Origin of the sequence: Fibrella rubiginis (assembly GCF_017353185.1) — a bacterium.
Taxonomy (GTDB): Bacteria; Bacteroidota; Bacteroidia; order Cytophagales; family Spirosomataceae; genus Fibrella; species Fibrella rubiginis.
On record NZ_JAFMYV010000002.1, the window covers coordinates 665,877 to 682,573 of the forward strand.

17 protein-coding genes are annotated in these 16,697 nt (G+C 55.7%); 8 read left to right on the plus strand and 9 right to left on the minus strand.

Going from position 1 to position 16,697, the window contains the following annotated elements:
* Positions 1-51: 51 nt before the first annotated feature.
* The 7 genes from J2I47_RS06285 to J2I47_RS06315 all read right to left on the minus strand — a co-directional run bounded on the left by J2I47_RS06285 (position 52) and on the right by J2I47_RS06315 (position 7,128).
* Entirely contained in the window at positions 52-789 is a 738-nt protein-coding gene (locus J2I47_RS06285) for an alpha/beta fold hydrolase (protein ID WP_207363688.1), read from the minus strand.
* 71 nt (positions 790-860) lie between these two features.
* A complete protein-coding gene (locus J2I47_RS06290) occupies positions 861-1,367 on the minus strand; it encodes a hypothetical protein (protein WP_207363689.1) in 507 nt (168 codons plus the stop codon).
* Between the two features lie 182 nt (positions 1,368-1,549).
* The gene (locus J2I47_RS06295; RefSeq protein ID WP_207363690.1) at positions 1,550-2,149 is read right to left on the minus strand and encodes a hypothetical protein; all 600 of its coding nucleotides are present in this window, start codon (positions 2,147-2,149) and stop codon (positions 1,550-1,552) included.
* A 192-nt stretch (positions 2,150-2,341) separates the two neighbouring features.
* Positions 2,342-3,577 (minus strand): ATP-dependent Clp protease ATP-binding subunit ClpX, encoded by a 1,236-nt coding sequence (gene clpX / locus J2I47_RS06300; RefSeq protein ID WP_207363691.1) that lies wholly within the window; start codon positions 3,575-3,577, stop codon positions 2,342-2,344.
* 104 nt (positions 3,578-3,681) lie between these two features.
* Complete coding sequence (locus tag J2I47_RS06305; protein WP_207363692.1) at positions 3,682-4,212, minus strand: 5' nucleotidase, NT5C type; 531 nt, start codon at positions 4,210-4,212, stop codon at positions 3,682-3,684.
* 100 nt (positions 4,213-4,312) lie between these two features.
* Positions 4,313-5,773, minus strand: a complete 1,461-nt coding sequence (locus J2I47_RS06310) for a dihydrolipoamide acetyltransferase family protein (protein ID WP_207363693.1) — start codon at positions 5,771-5,773, stop codon at positions 4,313-4,315.
* Positions 5,774-5,865: 92 nt separating this feature from the next.
* Positions 5,866-7,128, minus strand: a complete 1,263-nt coding sequence (locus tag J2I47_RS06315) for a competence/damage-inducible protein A (RefSeq protein WP_207363694.1) — start codon at positions 7,126-7,128, stop codon at positions 5,866-5,868.
* Between the two features lie 201 nt (positions 7,129-7,329).
* On the opposite strand from J2I47_RS06315, the gene J2I47_RS06320 reads away from it, so the two are divergent.
* The 4 genes from J2I47_RS06320 to eboC all read left to right on the plus strand — a co-directional run bounded on the left by J2I47_RS06320 (position 7,330) and on the right by eboC (position 11,051).
* Positions 7,330-8,100, plus strand: a complete 771-nt coding sequence (locus tag J2I47_RS06320; protein WP_207363695.1) for a DUF4197 domain-containing protein — start codon at positions 7,330-7,332, stop codon at positions 8,098-8,100.
* 142 nt (positions 8,101-8,242) lie between these two features.
* Positions 8,243-8,992 carry an EboA domain-containing protein gene (locus tag J2I47_RS06325; protein WP_207363696.1) on the plus strand — a complete coding sequence of 250 codons (750 nt, stop codon included), beginning with the start codon at positions 8,243-8,245 and terminating at the stop codon, positions 8,990-8,992.
* Positions 8,993-9,089: 97 nt separating this feature from the next.
* Positions 9,090-10,013 (plus strand): TatD family hydrolase, encoded by a 924-nt coding sequence (locus J2I47_RS06330; RefSeq protein ID WP_229374356.1) that lies wholly within the window; start codon positions 9,090-9,092, stop codon positions 10,011-10,013.
* A gap of 156 nt (positions 10,014-10,169) precedes the next feature.
* Positions 10,170-11,051: a UbiA-like protein EboC gene (eboC, locus tag J2I47_RS06335; RefSeq protein WP_207363698.1), complete on the plus strand. Its 882-nt coding sequence runs from the start codon at positions 10,170-10,172 to the stop codon at positions 11,049-11,051.
* Between the two features lie 12 nt (positions 11,052-11,063).
* Here eboC and J2I47_RS06340 read toward each other — a convergent pair whose 3' ends face one another.
* Together J2I47_RS06340 and J2I47_RS06345 are read right to left on the minus strand one after the other, a co-directional pair.
* A complete protein-coding gene (locus J2I47_RS06340; RefSeq protein WP_207363699.1) occupies positions 11,064-12,488 on the minus strand; it encodes a glucoamylase family protein in 1,425 nt (474 codons plus the stop codon).
* Positions 12,489-12,519: 31 nt separating this feature from the next.
* Positions 12,520-12,819 (minus strand): hypothetical protein, encoded by a 300-nt coding sequence (locus J2I47_RS06345; protein ID WP_207363700.1) that lies wholly within the window; start codon positions 12,817-12,819, stop codon positions 12,520-12,522.
* Positions 12,820-12,947: 128 nt separating this feature from the next.
* Here J2I47_RS06345 and J2I47_RS06350 point away from each other — a divergent pair, with 128 nt between their 5' ends.
* The 4 genes from J2I47_RS06350 to eboE all read left to right on the plus strand — a co-directional run bounded on the left by J2I47_RS06350 (position 12,948) and on the right by eboE (position 16,619).
* Entirely contained in the window at positions 12,948-14,126 is a 1,179-nt protein-coding gene (locus J2I47_RS06350; protein ID WP_207363701.1) for a 3-dehydroquinate synthase, read from the plus strand.
* A 284-nt stretch (positions 14,127-14,410) separates the two neighbouring features.
* Positions 14,411-14,884, plus strand: a complete 474-nt coding sequence (locus J2I47_RS06355) for an Xre family toxin-antitoxin system antitoxin (protein ID WP_207363702.1) — start codon at positions 14,411-14,413, stop codon at positions 14,882-14,884.
* 15 nt (positions 14,885-14,899) lie between these two features.
* Positions 14,900-15,364, plus strand: a complete 465-nt coding sequence (locus J2I47_RS06360) for an RES family NAD+ phosphorylase (RefSeq protein WP_207363703.1) — start codon at positions 14,900-14,902, stop codon at positions 15,362-15,364.
* Positions 15,365-15,434: 70 nt separating this feature from the next.
* Complete coding sequence (eboE, locus tag J2I47_RS06365; protein WP_207363704.1) at positions 15,435-16,619, plus strand: metabolite traffic protein EboE; 1,185 nt, start codon at positions 15,435-15,437, stop codon at positions 16,617-16,619.
* Positions 16,620-16,697 lie beyond the last annotated feature (78 nt).

Genomic DNA, 16,697 nt, shown 5'->3' on the forward strand with positions numbered 1-16,697 from the left:
GTACTCTTGCGGCAGCCAATTCATCATTCATCGTTCATCATTCACCACTCATCATTCTCTTCCTCCCGCTTTTTCCAGAAACTGCTGCAAAGCCCGCAACGATGCTTCCGGCTCTTCAACCATGCCGAGGTGAGCAGAGTTGTCGAGCACAACGTAGTCAGCTTTGGGCAGGGCCTTATGCAGTTCTTCCGAACGGCTGATGGGCAGCACTTCGTCCTGTTTTCCGGCAATAATCAACACCGGATACGTAGCGTTGGCGAGCACCGGCGTTTGGTCTTGCCTCGACCGAATGGCCTGTAAACCAGCCAGCAACGCATCAACCGGCAGCGTTTTATTATGGTCCACGTATGTACCAGCCATCGAGTCGCGGTGGTCAGGAGTAAACATGGCACGGACGGCTTTTTCAACAAAGGGCTGTGCCCCCTGCTGTTCGAGCATATCCTGGGCATCCTGCCGCTTTTTACGCTGCTCGTCGGTATCGGCGTCGGCGAATGCCGTGGAGTGGAAAAGCACCAGGCCCCGTACCAGTTCGGGGTGTTTTTTGGCAAAAGCCAGCGCAATATAGCCGCCCAGTGAGTGCCCGATGAGGATGCACTGGTCAATCTTTGAAGAACTCAGCATGGCATGCACTGCTTCGGCGTAGGCATCGATGGTGGTGTGTTCCGTGATCCTCGAGAGGTCGGGCCGCTGAATGGCGTAATCATGGTCGAGGGCAGGAACCAGGAAATCCCAGATGGAAGGGTCTACTCCATGGCCGTGCAAAAAAATGAGGGTCGGTCGTTGTTCCATATACGTGCGCGTTAATGCTTCGGCTACTAAACGCCCGACGACTCATTCTGTTGATTTTTCCGATTTCGGGCCTACTCCTGTAGCAGCGCGTAGACGAACAGGGCACCACCAGCCAGCAGCGCAATAAGGCCCAGGATGCTGCCAAGTCCATTGCCGAGCAGCAGCAGGATCAACCCTACACCAGCGATGATTAATCCCAGACGGGCATTGCCGGTAATTGCTTTTGTTTGCTCAGGTGCCAGCTTCCACTCCATTTTCTTGGCCATCTTCTTCAACACCAACTGCTGAACCAGCGTGGGCTTTTTCGCCTGGGTGGCTGCGGGCACCAACCGGCTTTCGGCCAGTTGTTTCTCGGCGCGCTCCAGCCGCCGGGTCATGCGCCTGTTGCCAGCGTAGGTGGCCTTTAAACTAACCAGTGCATCCCCCGCCGGCTGATCTGCTTTGCCGGCAACAGCAATGGGCTCATTCGGCTGCTTTTCGGGTATACCGGTGGCAATCGTTTCACCAGCAACAGGTAACGGTTCGGTTGCCTGCCGGGAATAATAATGAACGGGTTTCGACGCCTGAAATGTGGCCATAGGGCGACTACAGGCAGTTAATAGGGCAACGCTGGCCACCGAAAGGAAAATAGACTTGCTGAAACTGGTCATGAGCATCGGTTGAAAAGTTGACAGGGCAAAATAAACAAATGGGCATGGTTCCGAAAAACCATGCCCATCGGTTGACGATCTGCGAAACAAAGACCGTTATCCGTGTGTGCTTATAGCAAACCCAGAATGATCAGCACAATACCTACGATCAGACCAATCAGACCGAGGGTGGCGGCAGTACCCGTAGTGAGCAACAACAGCAGCAAACCAATAAGACCAATAACAATACCGGCCGTTAATGTGCTGGCGGCCATTGGTTTCTCAGGAGCCAGTTGATTTTTCATTTTGGTATCCATACGCTTCAGCATCATGCGCTGAACAAGCGTATTTTTCTTGGCCGACGCGTTCGTGGCTGGAGCAGCCTCCGGTGCTTTTGCCAACACTTCACGAATTTTAGCAATGCGGCGGTTCAACTTCCGTGATTCGGTAGCAGTAGCCTTTGTTGACGCCATCGCTTCGGCTTTCACCAATACGTTTTCGATGTCGGCTTTGGTAGCAGCGGGTGTGGCAGTGGCAACAGGGGTAGACTCAACGGCGGGAGCAGCTTCAGCAACGGCATCGTTGGTTGTAGTCACGACCGTAGCCGTGGGCTGCGGCGAATAGAAACGTTGCGCGTGTGATGGTTGGAACGTAGCCGTTGGGCGGCTGCATGAACCGAGCAGCGCGGTTAGACTAAGAGCAAAAAAAACGTGTTTGGTCGACGTTTTCATAACGTGTATGTGTTTGAGTGAAACGATAAGTTATCATCCCACTAACAGACTACTTCTTCATTTGTTGAGCAAACTGTGTTTAAACAGATGCAACGGGATTTGTCCACCAGGGATGAACGCGCAATAAAAAGGGGGTTTTGCCCTGATTATCAGAACAAAACCCCTTTTCATTGGGTAAAAATAATTTTTACGCTATGCCGCCTGACGAAGCTGATGAATGGTGGTACGACCAAACTTTTCTGAGGCGTATTCGTGGGTGATGGTCAACTCCTTCTTGCCTGGCTGCGAGGGCATCTCAAACATGGCGTCGGTAATGATCGACTCACAGATGGAGCGCAGCCCACGGGCACCCAGGTTATAGGCCAGTGCCTGATCAACGATGTAGTCCAGGGCCGAGGCATCCCAGGTTACGGCTACGTCGTCCATGGCAAAGAGCTTCTCATACTGCTTCGTGATGGCATTTTTTGGCTCGGTCAGGATGCGGTAGAGCGATTCGCGATCCAGCGCATCGAGGTGCGTGAGCACGGGCAACCGACCCAGCAGTTCGGGAATAAGACCAAACGATTTCAGGTCCTGCGCCGACACAAACCGCATCAGGTGACTGCGGTCGCTGACGGCGTGCAGGCGACGTTCATCACTGAACCCAATCGGGCGCGATGTAATGCGCTTGGCAATGTGCCGCTCGATGCCATCGAAGGCCCCCCCGCAGATAAACAGAATATTTTCGGTGTTGATCGAAATCAGCCGTTGGTCGGGGTGTTTGCGGCCTCCCTGCGGTGGCACGTTCACCATCGACCCTTCCAGCAGTTTCAGCAGGCCCTGCTGCACACCCTCGCCACTCACGTCGCGGGTGATGGATGGGTTGTCTGACTTGCGGGCAATTTTGTCTATCTCGTCAATGTAGACAATGCCCATTTCGGCCTTATCAATCTTGTAATCAGCAGCCTGCAACAGGCGCGTAAGCACCGTTTCGACATCTTCGCCCACGTAACCAGCTTCAGTGATGACGGTGGCGTCGGCAATGCAGAAAGGTACTTCCAGCATCTTGGCAATGGTGCGGGCCAGGTAGGTTTTGCCCGTGCCTGTCTCACCCACCATGAGGATGTTCGACTTTTCAATCGAGATTTCATCTTCCGAGAAGGGTTGCATCAGGCGTTTATAGTGGTTGTATACCGCTACGGAAAGCACCTTTTTAGCTTCGTCCTGCCCGATGATGTACTGATCAAGGAAGTTTTTCATTTCCACCGGCTTAATCAGATTCAGCTTGGGTGGTTCAGATCCCTGACTACGGCGGGGACGGGTTTCTTCAATCACCACCTCGAAACCCTGCTCGATACAGTGATTACAGATATGGGCGTCAATGCCCGACAGCAGCAGTTGAACCTCGTTTTTACGGCGGCCACAGAACGAGCAGCTAATTTGTGACATAAGAATATCGTGCGTGGGTGAAGATCAACCTAATTGATGTGGATTGTTTAGCTAACGTCTCGTTTAAGGTCCTTGTTAGACCGTTTAAACGAATTACCAGATATTTAATCTAGCAACAAACCAAGTACTTCGGTCCAGTTGCGAACCCGTGTATAGGCAGTTTCGTCGCGGTTGTGGAGCGCATCGAACAGTAAACCCTTACCCGTAAACGTGTGCAGGTTGTAGGGCATATCGTCGATGAGAAAATTGGCCCCCAGGATGCTTTTGTCGCCCAGAAAGATGTAATTCTTCCAGTGGATGGTAGGAAAATGTTCGGCCAGCCAGTCGTACTTATCGCGGAACGAATTGGGGAACTCCATGGCTGCCGTGGCCACAAAAACGTTGTATCGCTCCTGCAGGTGTACAATGGCTTCCTGCGCACCAGGCATTACGGGAATATCGGCGAAGAACCCCGGCTCGTGAATCTGGCGGTATACGGCGTTGCGTTCTTCTTCGTGGAAAAGCTCCTGAAATGATTTTTCCTGAAGTTCGGCGAGTTCATAGCGTGGCGCGTCCGATTGCAGATAAAGCTTAACCAGCTTGGCGTGGGTGTCGGCCAGCACGTCGTCCTGGTCAATGCAAATTGTTTGTTTCATAAGTGAGTTCAAAGTTCAATGTCTAACGTTTAAAGTTGGCTGACGCATGAGTACGCTTGCGTTAGCCAACTTTAAACGTTAAACATTGAACCTTGAACATTTAAAAATTCGATTCTGACCATTTCTCCAGGTAATCAGCTACCCGGCGGACAAACATGCCGCCAAGCGCGCCGTCTACTACCCGGTGGTCATACGAGTGGCTGAGGAACATCATCTGGCGGATACCGATCAGATCGCCCTGCGGGGTTTCCACCACGGCGGGCTTTTTCACAATGGCCCCAAACGCCATGATAGCCACCTGCGGCTGCATGATAATGGGCGTACCCATCAAATTGCCAAACGTACCAATGTTCGACACGGTGTAGGTACCCCCGGCGAGGTCGTCGGCGGTGAGCTTGTTTTCGCGGGCACGGCGGGTGAGGTCATTCACCTTTTTAGCCAAACCCGTGAGGTTATACTGCGCCGCATCATGAATGACCGGCACGATCAGATTCCCCGACGGCAGGGCCACGGCCATGCCCACGTTGATACTCTTTTTCACCAGAATCGTGTCGCCCTCCACCGATACGTTAATCATCGGGAAATCGCGGATAGCGCGGACAATGGCGTCGATCAGGATCGGCGTGTAGGTCAGGTTTTCGCCCGTTTTGGCCTTGAACGCGTCTTTATTGGCTGTCCGCCATTGTACCATGTTGGTCAGATCGGCTTCCACAAACGAGGTCACGTGCGGCGATGTCTGCTTGGATTCGACCATCCGCTGCGCAATCATCTTCCGCATGCGGTCCATCTGAATAATATCTGCCGAACCGTTCAGGCTTGGCTTCGCCGGTTGTGGGTTTGCGGGTTTGTTTACCGAAGGCTGTTGCGCTTCCCTCTCCCCACTTACCTCCTGACGCTTCTCACTTGCTTCTTGACTCTTATTTCTTGCCTCTTGACTCTCACCTCTCGCTTCTCTGTTCGCCACATACGCCATGATGTCTTTTTTCGTGACGCGGTTTTCGGCTCCGCTGCCCGGCACGGTGTCCAGCTCGGCGCGACTAATACCTTCTTCTTTGGCGATGTTGAGTACCAGCGGCGAATAAAACCGACCCTCAAACGCGGGGCCCGTCACGGCTACGTCGGCACGGTTGCGGCTGCTCATGGCACCGATGCTGGCTTCCAGTTCTACCGCCGAATGCAGGGCCACGTCGGGTAACTCGTCGGCTTCTACCTGATCGTTTACCCCGGCCACGTCAACGCCAATCGGCTCCAGGTTGGGGTTTGTGGTCGTTGCGCCCGCGTTGGCCGGAACGGCATCGACGGGGCTATCGCCGACGGCTTCTTCCGTTTCAATCCGCGCAATGGGCTGACCAATGGGCACCACGTCGCCGTCGTTTACCAGCTTTTCTTTCAGCACACCGGCGTAGGGAGCGGGCACTTCGGTATCTACCTTATCCGTAGCCACCTCCAGCACCGACTCGTCGGCGTCAAACCGTTCGCCCACCTGCTTGAGCCAGGTGATGACGGTGCATTCCATTATACTCTCGCCCATTTTGGGCATTACCATATCAATGAGGGCCATTTTTTAGGGATGTACAATGCATAATGAACAATGTACAATGCTGCTTACGCCAGAGCAGTTACGCTGGCGTAAGCAGCATTGTACATTGTTCATTATGCATTGTACATTATTTTCAGTTGTTGACGAAGTAGTTCTAATACGTAGTTGGTGGTGAGGGTAATGTTTTGTTCGCGGTATTGGCCCAGCTTCAGGTGCCTGGCTACGGTGCCGTGGTCGGTGGCGCAGGCGATCCAGATCGTGCCCACGGGCTTGTCGGGCGTGCCACCGTCAGGGCCGGCAATGCCGCTCGTGGCAATGCCCACGTCGGTGCCAAGCATGATGCGGACGCCCTCGGCCATTTCGCAGACGGTGGGTTCACTCACCGCCCCGAATTCGGCCAGAGTATCGGGGTTCACGCCCAGGGCTATGTGTTTCACCTCGTTGCTGTAGGCCACCACGCCCCCGGCAAACACCGCCGACACGCCCGGCACTTTGGTCAGCGTGGCAGCTACCTGCCCGCCGGTGCAGCTTTCGGCCACGCCCAGCATGAGGTTTTTCTCTTTTAGCAGCTTGATGACTACGTTCTCGATTTCGTCGCCATCAAAGCCGTACACGTTGGCCTGGATCAGGGGCATTATCTTCGCCACCTCAGCGTCGAGTTCACGCCCAAGCTGTTCATTGTCAGCACCTGTGGCCGTTAGCCGCAGTTTTACCTGACCAAAACTGGGCAGGTAGGCCAGCCGGATATGCGGCGGCAGGGCGTCTTCCCAGGCTTCAATTTTTTCGGCCAGAAACGACTCGCCCACGCCAATGGTGCGAATCATTTTGTGGCGAATCACGGGCAGATCGAACCGTTCTTTCAGTTTGGGCAGAAACCGATTGGTCATCAGGCTCTTCATCTCAAACGGCACCCCCGGCAGCGAAATATAGACCGTGTCGTTCTCATCGAACCACATGCCGGGAGCGGTGCCCCAGTCGTTCTGCACGTACTCAGCATTTTCGGGCAGGTCGGCCTGACCCCGGTTGAGGTCGGTCATTTCACGACCCCGCTTCTCGAAAAATCCCGTCACCAGTTCCAGTGCCTGCTGGTTGCGCACCATGCCCACGTTGAAAAACTGGCACAGCGTCTTCTTGGTAATGTCATCTTTTGTGGGACCAAGGCCACCGGTAATGATGACCACATCAGCGCGGGCGGCGGCCTCGCGCAGAGCGTCCAGAATTACCCCGGCCTCATCACCAACCGACGTTTTGCGGACGGTCCGGATGCCGAGCGTAGTCAGCTCGGTGCTGATCCACTGGGTGTTGGTATCGGTAATCTGGCCAAATAAAATTTCGTCACCAATGGTGATTACTTCGGCCCGAACAGTTTGTGGCATGTAGTTTTAATGTACAATGAACAATGTATAATGTACAATGAGGTTCTACTGGTGTGGCTCCGCATTAACCTACTCTGCATTAGCAACCGCAACAGCAGACCACATCGTGCATTGTACATTGTTCATTGTACATTTTTTAATAGAACCCGTTTTACATTGTACATTTTCTTTTGTCAAAAGTACGTAAAACAACCTTCAGAGATGAAAACGATTCATGTGTGGGCCGTGGCCCTTCCCCTATTTTTAGCCTTATCGACTCAGGCTCAGGACTCTACTGTCCGTCGGCAATCGCCGCTGGGTACGCTGGGTGGCGTACTGGGGAAAGTGCTTCAGTCTACCTCAACCACCGCCACCGGAGCGGCTCTCACCCCCACCGACATTGCTACGGGCCTGAAAGAAGCCCTGCGCGTGGGAATCGACAAGGGCGCTACGCAGGCCTCGGCGCTGGATGGCTATTATAAAAACGACCTGATCAAGATTCTGTTCCCGCCCGAAGCCCAGCGCATTGAATCGCGGCTACGGCAATTGGGTTTCGGCAAGCAGGTCGATCAGTTTGTGGTGGCCCTGAACCGCTCGGCCGAGGACGCCGCCAAGAAGGCCAAGCCGGTCTTTTTCAAGGCCATTACGTCTATGACTATTCAGGACGCAGTGAGCATTTTGCGCGGGGGTGATGATGCCGCCACGCAGTACCTGCGCCGCACCACCGGTCAGCAACTGGTAGCCGAGTTCGCACCGATCATCGACAGCACGTTACAGAAAAATAATGCCACGCGGTATTATAACACACTGGCAACCACCTATAACAGGCTGGCGTTTGGTCAGAAACCCGTCAACGCCAACCTGACGGAATACGCCACAGGCAAAGCCGTCGATGGCCTGTTTTTGCTCGTAGCCCAGGAGGAAAAACGCATCCGTGAAAACCCCGTAGCGCGGGTAACAGACATCCTGAAACGGGTGTTCGGCGCGAGGTAGTTAGTAGCCGGCCCAACCCCTAAATCCCCTGAAGGGGACTTTGCTTACTCACGAGCAAAGTCCCCTTCAGGGGATTTAGGGGTTGGGCTGATCTTTTGCGACTTTTGCGTTAACCTTTGTGTCTCTGTGCTACTCTTTTGTTATGACACTCCCCGATCTATTCAACGAAACAGCCACTGATTCGGAAAAAGCGTGGCTCACGTCGAAACAGCAGGCACCCATTCCCGCAAGACTCGCTGCGTTTGTGGCGGTGCCGCGTTTCGTGTCACGCCGACCCGTGCCCCACAACCCCGACTGGACAATGGACCGGCTGGCGCGGGTATTGCTCCTTACCAGCCTGCCTGCCGACGATGAAACGGCTTACACGAAGGCCATCGAGACGTTGTTCGACACGGCCGAAATGCAGGAACTGGCGGCCTTATATTCGGCTCTCCCCCATTTAGCTTTCCCCCAAAAGTGGCTTTTCAGGGCCACAGAGGCCGTTCGGTCGAACATGGGGCCGGTGTTTGACGCTATCGCGTTTGGCAATACGTACCCGGCGCAATACTTCACCGAAGCAGCCTGGAATCAACTGGTGCTGAAGTGCATTTTCAACGACAAACCCATCACCCGCATCCACGGCCTGATGGACCGCGCCAATGCCACCCTGGCTCATGACATCTCCGAATTTGCCCACGAACGCTGGGCGGCAGGCCGTACTGTCCCCGCGGAGGTGTGGCAACTGGTGCCCCGATTCATGAACGAATCACTACTGGCCGATGTAAAACGACTAGCCGCCTCACCCGACGAACGCGACCGCGAAGCCGCCAGGCGGGTGATTGAACAGATGAGTTCAAGGTTTAACGTTGCTCCGTCAGACACAGGCGAAGCAACGTTAAACATTAGACGTTAAACCTTGAACATCAAACCCCTCCCCTATGAACCCCTCCCACGCCCAGGACGAGCACGAAGTACCAGCTCAACCCGTTGCCGAAACGCCGGTCGATTACATGGCCCATATCAAGGGTATGTCCTTTTTCGACCCACATATTCACATGACCTCGCGCACCACCGACGATTATCAGGCGATGGCCGACGCGGGTATTGTAGCGCTCATTGAACCTGCCTTCTGGCTGGGGCAACCCCGCACGGGCCTCGCTACGTTCAAAGACTATTACGCCAGCCTGGTGGGCTGGGAACGGTTCCGGTCGTCGCAGTTTGGGATCAAGCACTACTGCACCATCGGATTGAATTCGCGTGAGGCGAATAACGAGGCGTTGGCCGAAGAGGTGATGGAACTGCTGCCCTTGTTTGCCTACAAAGAAGGCGTGGTGGGCATTGGCGAAATCGGGTTCGACGATCAGACCACCGCCGAAGAAAAGTTCTACCGGGCGCAACTGGAACTGGCCAAAGAAGCCCACCTGCCCGTGCAGATTCATACGCCGCACCGCAACAAAAAAGAAGGTACCGAACGCAGCATGGCCATTGCCCTGGAGCACGGCCTCGACCCCGGCATGGTGATCGTAGACCACAACAATGAAGAGACCGTGAAGTCGGTGCTGGATGGTGGGTTCTGGGCGGCGTTTACCATTTATCCGTTCACGAAAATGGGTAATGAGCGCATGGTGGAGGTAGTGCGGCAGTATGGCCCGGAGCGCATCATGGTCAACTCGGCCGCCGACTGGGGCATCAGCGACCCGCTGGCCGTGCCCAAAACCGCCGCCCTGATGGTGATGCGGGGTATTTCGCCCGAAGCCATCCGGCTCGTGACCTACCAGAACGCCATCGACGCGTTTGCCCAGAGTGGCCAGATCAACGTCGCCGACTTTGCCACGCCGATGGTCATTGACCAAAGCGAAAAATTCAACGGCAACACCATCCTCCGCGGCGGTCAGCAACCCCGCCGCGATCAACAATCATTGTTTATAAAGTAAAGAATGGCAGGATTTTTTGGACAGGATTCGCAGGATTGCAGGATTCACAGGATTTCCTTCTCTCTCCTTATCTGCTACAGAACAAACTAAAAAATCCTGTGAATCCTGCAATCCTGCAAATCCTGTCCAAAAAATCCTGCCATTCTTTCAGTCTAAATGAAATCATACCTCCAACTTATGCGCCCGGCGAACCTGCTGACCGCTGCTGCCGACGTACTGGCGGGGGCGGCACTGGCTCCGCTGGCGGGACTTGCTTCGCCGTTTGGCACGGGTCAGCCCGTTTGGCTTCTGGTACTGTCGACCATTGGTTTATATGGCGGCGGCGTAGTCCTCAACGACGTGTTCGATGCCGAATTAGATGCCGTTGAGCGCCCTGAACGGCCCATTCCAGGCGGGCGCGTGTCGCTGGGGCAAGCCTCGGCGCTGGGGGTGGGGTTGTTGGCACTGGGGGTTGCATTGGCCTTTTTTTATGGACAAACCAGCGGCTGGCTGGCCCTGCTGGTGGCGGGACTGGCCGTTTTTTATGATCGTTTTGGTAAGCATCAGTCCCTGTTTGGCCCTGTCAATATGGGCTTGTGCCGGGGGGTAAATCTGCTACTGGGCGTGAGTGCTGCTGGTGCCGACGCCGTTGGGCAACTGTGGTGGCTGGGTATCGTGCCGGTTATCTACATCGCCGCCATCACCATGATCAGCCGCGACGAAGTGCATGGCGGCAAGCAGCGCACCCTCTATTTCGCGGGCTTCCTGTACCTGCTCGTCATCGCCTGCCAACTCTGGATGGCCTCCCGCGCCCAAACTCTGCTCATTACGTTGGGTTTTGTCTTTCTACACCTGGTCCTGATTGGTCGCCCGCTGCTGACCGCCGTTCAAAACCCCATTGGCCCCAATATTGGCAAGGCCGTGAAAGCGGGGGTGCTGTCGCTGATTGTGATGGACGCCGCCTGGGTGAGCGTATCGGGCAACTGGCCGCTGGCGTTGGGCGTATTGCTGCTCCTGCCGCTGTCCATTCCCGTAGCGAAATATTTCGCCGTGACGTAGGCGTGTAGGGTCCTACTGCAACCACCCGCCCGTAAACCCGGCCCTTGTCAGCCCTCGGCGGATGTGCGGGCTTTTTTTCATCAGATTCCAGACAAATCCCGTCCGCAGGTTTTCGGTCATGAGCAGGATTGGCCCCTGGTCAATACCCAGGTAATCAACGTCAAACCAGCCCGATGCCGTTGAGCCGTTGGCAAAACGCGACGGGTAGCGGTAGGTGGGATTAAACGCGTCGCGGAAACCGTAAGGGCCGTAGAGTTTCGCTCCGTAGCGCGATTTCATGGCTCTGAGCGCAGGAACGCAGATTTCCGGGGCGAACGGTAACGAACCACCCGCCGCCGTGGGGGCAATGGTGCCATCGTCGACAATGCCGGTGGAGGCTGCACCCCTGGCCCGGTACGAGAAAAACTGTCGTCCGTTAGCCAGCGTATCGGCGGGGCCATCGCAGGCGGTGAGGCCCCAAATGGTGGGGCCGTAATCGGTCCAGCCCGCCCTATTGGCCACGCAGTAGGCCCGGTTGGCATAGGTGGCCAGCCGTGAGTTTTCGTGGTAATCCAGCCGCTTGTCGCGCATGTAGGCATCCTGAACGCCCCGAAAGTCGATCCAGCAGTGCGAGTACTGATGCCCAAACAGCGGATCGAAGTTGACGTGCTGAAGACCATTGAAGGTAGCAAACGAATAGGTCTTCGTCCAGGCCGTCCAGGCTTCCGGATCCACCGGGTGCGTGGGCGAACCCAGGGCCAACACATAAAGCAGCATAGCCTCGTTGTAGCCTGTCCAGTCGCTTTTAATGAATCCCGTTTCGGGATGCCAGCCCATAGCCACTAGTGGACTTCTTTTCTGAAAAAACGTCCAGTCGGCGCGGCCATAGATGGTCTCGGCCAGGGTGCGGATCTCGGTTTCGGCGGGGGTGTTTTGGTCAAAATAGGCCTGAGCGCTCAGAATGCCACCCAGCAGCAGGGCCGTGTCGATGGTCGACAGCTCGACCTGCTTAAACCGCTCGCCGGTTTTCATGTCCAGAAAATGGTAGAAGAACCCTTTATAGCCCGCTATGCCCGTGGCCCTTTCCGACTGCGGGGCGTTGGCAAAAAAGCGGAGCGTGGCCAGGGTACGGTCTGCCGCCTGAGCGCGCGTGATGTAGCCCCGTTCCACGCCCACCAGGTAGGTAGTCAGGCCAAACCCCACGGCGGCAATGCTGCAGAACGAGGGGGTGGGCGCCCGGTCAGGAACGAGGCCGTTTTGCTCATTGGCCGTTTCCCAGAAGTACCGAAACGTGTCGCGCTGGAGACTATCGAGAAAGGCATTATCGGCGGCAGTCGCCGAGTAAGTAGCTGGCGATGTGACGGTTACCGCGGGTTGTGGTTGCGCGTTGGGCTGACAGCTTACGGCCAAACACAGCGCAGCAGCGACATACAGGACTGCTTTAACGAGTTGATTCATAGGGCAATATAGCGCCCCGATCCACACCCCCTTACCCCTGCTGGCGTCTTTCACGTTTCAGCTGCCGACGGGCCAACACACGCTGCCGTTTTTCGGGCGACATGGCGGCTAGTTTGGCCTGCCGGTGCTCGCGGTGCGCCTGCCGGAAGGCCTCGCGCTCGGCGGGCGACATGGCGGCCAGTTTGGCTTTCATTTCGGCCTTGCGGGCCATCTTTTGCTCGGGTGTCAGGTGTTGATGTCCTGAATATACCGGCTGAGTTTGGGCGAAAGTGGCAGTGGTGGCTGTAGCCAGCAGGACCGCGCCCGTGAGGATCATCTTGCGAATTGTCATTAGTTCTATTGGTTTAATTGGCTGTTGGATAGGTAAAGGCCCTCAAGGTTTAGTGAGGCCTATTTTATAGCCAAAACATGGGTAAGCAACCGTAAATTTGGCTTTTGTTTTCAGCAACAACCTATGCAATGAACGCAGTCCAACCCCCTTTGCAACAGTCATTCAGCGTACCGTTCACCTACGCCGTTCACTTTACCCGACACCTCTTTGCGCCTGAAAACCCCCTGTTTCGTGACTACCTGGGTCAGCCTTCGCCTACTGGTCAGGCCAAAAAGTTACTCTTCGTTATCGACAGCGGCGTACTGGCCCATCACCCCACGCTGCCCGATGCTATCGCGCAGTATGTAGCCGGTATACCCTCGGCCATCCTTGCCGCCGATCCCATACTGGTGCCTGGTGGCGAGGCGGCTAAAAATGATCCCGCACTGGTTGATCGCCTCATCGACGCGGTCGATCAGTACGGCATCGACCGGCACTCCTATATCGTGGCCATTGGTGGCGGGGCGGTGCTCGATCTGGTCGGTTACGCTGCTGCCATTGCCCACCGGGGCGTTCGGCATATCCGCATCCCAACTACGGTATTGTCGCAGAACGATTCGGGGGTGGGCGTGAAAAACGGGGTCAATTACCGGGGCAAAAAGAATTTCATCGGCACGTTTGCTCCACCGGCGGCCGTTATTAACGACGCCCATTTCCTGACTACCCTCGACGAGCGCGACTGGCGGGCAGGCATCGCCGAAGCCGTAAAAGTGGCCCTGATTAAGGATTTGGCCTTTTTTGAGTGGATTGAAGCCCATGCCGAAGCCCTGGCCCACCGCGACACCGAAGCGATGACGGAGCTTATTTACCGTTGCGCCCGGATGCACATGCAACATATTTCGAGCGGTGATCCCTTCGAGCTTGGCTCCGCCCGACCCCTCGATTTTGGCCATTGGGCGGCCCACAAACTGGAGTATCTGACCAATTTCAGCGTCCGCCACGGTGAGGCGGTTGCCATCGGAATTGCCCTCGACACGGTTTATTCACAACTGGCGGGACGCATTTTAGCCCACGACGCCGACCGTGTGCTGCACGTTTTCCAACAACTCGGCTTCGATCTTTTCCACCCCGCCCTCGCCGAAAACGAGAGCGAAAACCTGCGCCGGGGCCTCACCGAATTTCAGGAACACCTTGGCGGTCAACTCACCATTACCCTCCTCGACGCGCTGGGACAAGGTATCGAAGTCCACGACATGGATTTCGGTCTGATTCAGCAGGCGGTGGGAAGGCTGTCTTCTGTTTATAGTGTGCCGTTTTCAGTGGGCTGACGTCAGCGGCTTCGCGCTTTGGTGGCTTCGCGCTGTAGGTTGCTGACGCTTGGCCCTTCGACAGGCTCAGGGTGACAGGGAAGTTGAATCAACATACCTGAACTGCTTTAGGTGGGCTGTCACCCTGAGCCTGTCGAAGGGCCAGGCGTCAGCAACCTACAGCGCGAAGCCACCAAAGCGCGAAGCCACTGACTTCAGCCGCTCTCTGAACACGAATCCTGAACTGTCTTTCTACAGTTGCATTACTGCAAAAAGGCAGTTATCTTTGGAAAAACCCTAATCCAATGGCTACTGTACCTTCACACCAGGCCTCGCCCACAACCATTCCAAAACGGCGACGGTCGCCCTTGTCGGCATCTGTAGCTTCCTACCGGCCTGAACTGCTCTCCGGTTTAGCCATTATTGAGCAGGCCCGGCGGGGGGTGAATACCCAACAGGTTGACCAACTGGCGCAGTTGCTGGGCATATCGTTGAAGGAAATGGCGGTTGTGCTTCAGATTGCCGAACGCAGTCTGCATCGGTTTCGAACAGAGGGGCACCTCGACGAGCAGGCCTCGGAGCGGTTGCTGCTGCTGGCTAACCTAACGGCGCATGGGCTGCTGGTTTTCGACGGACAACCCGATGCGCTCGCCAACTGGCTGCGGCATCCGCTTCGTGAGCTGAAAAATCAGTCACCACTCCAGTTACTGGCTACCATCAGCGGCTTTGGGCTGGTCGATGACGTACTGACGCGGATTGAATACGGCGTTTATTCCTGATCCTTCCGCCCACCCATGTTGGTTTATCGCCTCTACAAAAGCACCTACATTGCCGAGCCACTCTCTGCCGAAGGTGCCCGTCGGGCGGGCGGGCGCTGGAATCCCAAAGGCTTTCCTATACTGTATACGTCGGCCACGCCGGAACTGGCTCTGCTGGAAGTTATCGCCCACCTGAACCCCAGCTTTATTCCTCTGTTTCACCTATTAGTCCTGGATATTCCCGATGACCACCGGCATATTGCACTAGCCGATTTACCACCCAGTTGGCAGGACGAAACACAGGATGAAGCTATGCAGGTTTATCTGTCCGACTGGCTGAAAAAACCAGATGCACTAACCGTTTCAGTACCCTCGGCCATTGTAAATCGCTCCCGTAACTATCTGATCCACACAGCGTATCCTGGTTTTTTCGAACGTGTGCACATAGTCGAAAATACCCCCTTCCGCATCGATACCCGCGTCATTAATACGTCATTCTAACCTTCATGAAGGTTAGGGGTAGCATTAAATCGTAACCGTGGCGGCGGACCGCTCGCCCATCGTAAAAACCATGATCCTAGGCTACTGCACCAATATCCACCCCGGCGAAGCGTGGGACGATCATTTCCGGCACCTGCGCGAGCAGGTACCCGCCGTGAAGACTACCGTTAGTCCCGACAAGCCCCTAGCGCTGGGCCTGCGACTGGCCAATCAGGCGAGTATTGATCTGATGCAACCCAAAAAGCTGGCCGACTTCAAGGTGTGGCTGGCCGAAACGGGCTGCTACATATTCACCATGAATGGCTTTCCCTACGGCGGCTTCCACCACGAACGCGTGAAAGACGACGTGCATAGCCCCGACTGGACCACCGCCGACCGCGTCGACTACACGATCCGGCTGTTTCGGCTACTGACCGAACTGCTCCCCGCCGACGAAACCGAAGGCGGCATTTCGACCTCGCCTCTCTCCTACCGCCTCTGGTGGCCCACCCCCGAGGCCCGCCAACAGGCTATGCAAACCGCCACCGACGCCATGCTGACGGTGGTGGATGAACTCATCCGGCTGCGGCAAACGACAGGCAAAATTATGCACCTCGACGTGGAACCCGAACCCGACGGCCTGCTCGACAATTGTGCTGATTTTGTAGCCTGGTACACCACCGTCCTCCGCCCCGCCGCCAGAACGTACCTGGCCGAAACACACGGTTTAGACGAAGCATCCGCTGACCTTGCGCTGTATGACCACGTTCAACTCTGCTACGATGTGTGCCACGTGGCAGTAGCTTACGAAGAAACGGATACCGTGCTGGCATCGCTCGCAACCGCCAACATCCGCGTGGGAAAAGTACAGATAAGCTCGGCGTTGCAGATTGATTTCACCGATGATGCCGCCGAAAAACTCGCTGCCATCCGCGCTTTCAACGAACCCACGTACCTGCACCAAGTAGTGGCCCGCCTATCCGACGGCACCCTCGCCTACTTCGCCGACCTGCCCGATGCCCTCGCCGCCTACGATGCCGCCACCCACCGCGAATGGCGCATCCATTTCCACGTGCCGCTGTTTATGGAACGCTACGGCCTGCTCGGCTCCACCCAAACCAGTGTAATAGAAGTCCTGCACCGCCAACGCATCGCCCCCTTCACCAACCACCTCGAAATAGAAACCTACACCTGGGGCGTCCTCCCCTCCGACCTCCAAGCCCCCATCAGCGAGTCGATTAGTAGGGAAATTGCGTGGGTTGCGAAACATGGGTGAGAGAAGTACAGTCTTATTTTTTGACTTGTATAGCTGCCTATATTTGTAAAAGAGTTGCCAAGTATTTAGTAAATTACA

Excerpts from the sequence above, each read along its gene's own strand:
- J2I47_RS06320 (WP_207363695.1), top strand. The coding sequence starts at position 7,330 with ATGAAAACGATTCATGTGTGGGCCGTGGCCCTTCCCCTATTTTTAGCC.
- eboC (WP_207363698.1), top strand. The coding sequence starts at position 10,170 with ATGAAATCATACCTCCAACTTATGCGCCCGGCGAACCTGCTGACCGCT.
- J2I47_RS06315 (WP_207363694.1), bottom strand. The coding sequence starts at position 7,128 with ATGCCACAAACTGTTCGGGCCGAAGTAATCACCATTGGTGACGAAATT.
- J2I47_RS06330 (WP_229374356.1), top strand. The coding sequence starts at position 9,090 with ATGGCCCATATCAAGGGTATGTCCTTTTTCGACCCACATATTCACATG.
- J2I47_RS06290 (WP_207363689.1), bottom strand. The coding sequence starts at position 1,367 with ATGGCCACATTTCAGGCGTCGAAACCCGTTCATTATTATTCCCGGCAG.
- J2I47_RS06285 (WP_207363688.1), bottom strand. The coding sequence starts at position 789 with ATGGAACAACGACCGACCCTCATTTTTTTGCACGGCCATGGAGTAGAC.
- J2I47_RS06355 (WP_207363702.1), top strand. The coding sequence starts at position 14,411 with ATGGCTACTGTACCTTCACACCAGGCCTCGCCCACAACCATTCCAAAA.
- J2I47_RS06295 (WP_207363690.1), bottom strand. The coding sequence starts at position 2,149 with ATGAAAACGTCGACCAAACACGTTTTTTTTGCTCTTAGTCTAACCGCG.
- J2I47_RS06340 (WP_207363699.1), bottom strand. The coding sequence starts at position 12,488 with ATGAATCAACTCGTTAAAGCAGTCCTGTATGTCGCTGCTGCGCTGTGT.
- J2I47_RS06360 (WP_207363703.1), top strand. The coding sequence starts at position 14,900 with ATGTTGGTTTATCGCCTCTACAAAAGCACCTACATTGCCGAGCCACTC.
- J2I47_RS06345 (WP_207363700.1), bottom strand. The coding sequence starts at position 12,819 with ATGACAATTCGCAAGATGATCCTCACGGGCGCGGTCCTGCTGGCTACA.
- J2I47_RS06350 (WP_207363701.1), top strand. The coding sequence starts at position 12,948 with ATGAACGCAGTCCAACCCCCTTTGCAACAGTCATTCAGCGTACCGTTC.
- J2I47_RS06305 (WP_207363692.1), bottom strand. The coding sequence starts at position 4,212 with ATGAAACAAACAATTTGCATTGACCAGGACGACGTGCTGGCCGACACC.
- J2I47_RS06310 (WP_207363693.1), bottom strand. The coding sequence starts at position 5,773 with ATGGCCCTCATTGATATGGTAATGCCCAAAATGGGCGAGAGTATAATG.
- eboE (WP_207363704.1), top strand. The coding sequence starts at position 15,435 with ATGATCCTAGGCTACTGCACCAATATCCACCCCGGCGAAGCGTGGGAC.
- clpX (WP_207363691.1), bottom strand. The coding sequence starts at position 3,577 with ATGTCACAAATTAGCTGCTCGTTCTGTGGCCGCCGTAAAAACGAGGTT.
- J2I47_RS06325 (WP_207363696.1), top strand. The coding sequence starts at position 8,243 with ATGACACTCCCCGATCTATTCAACGAAACAGCCACTGATTCGGAAAAA.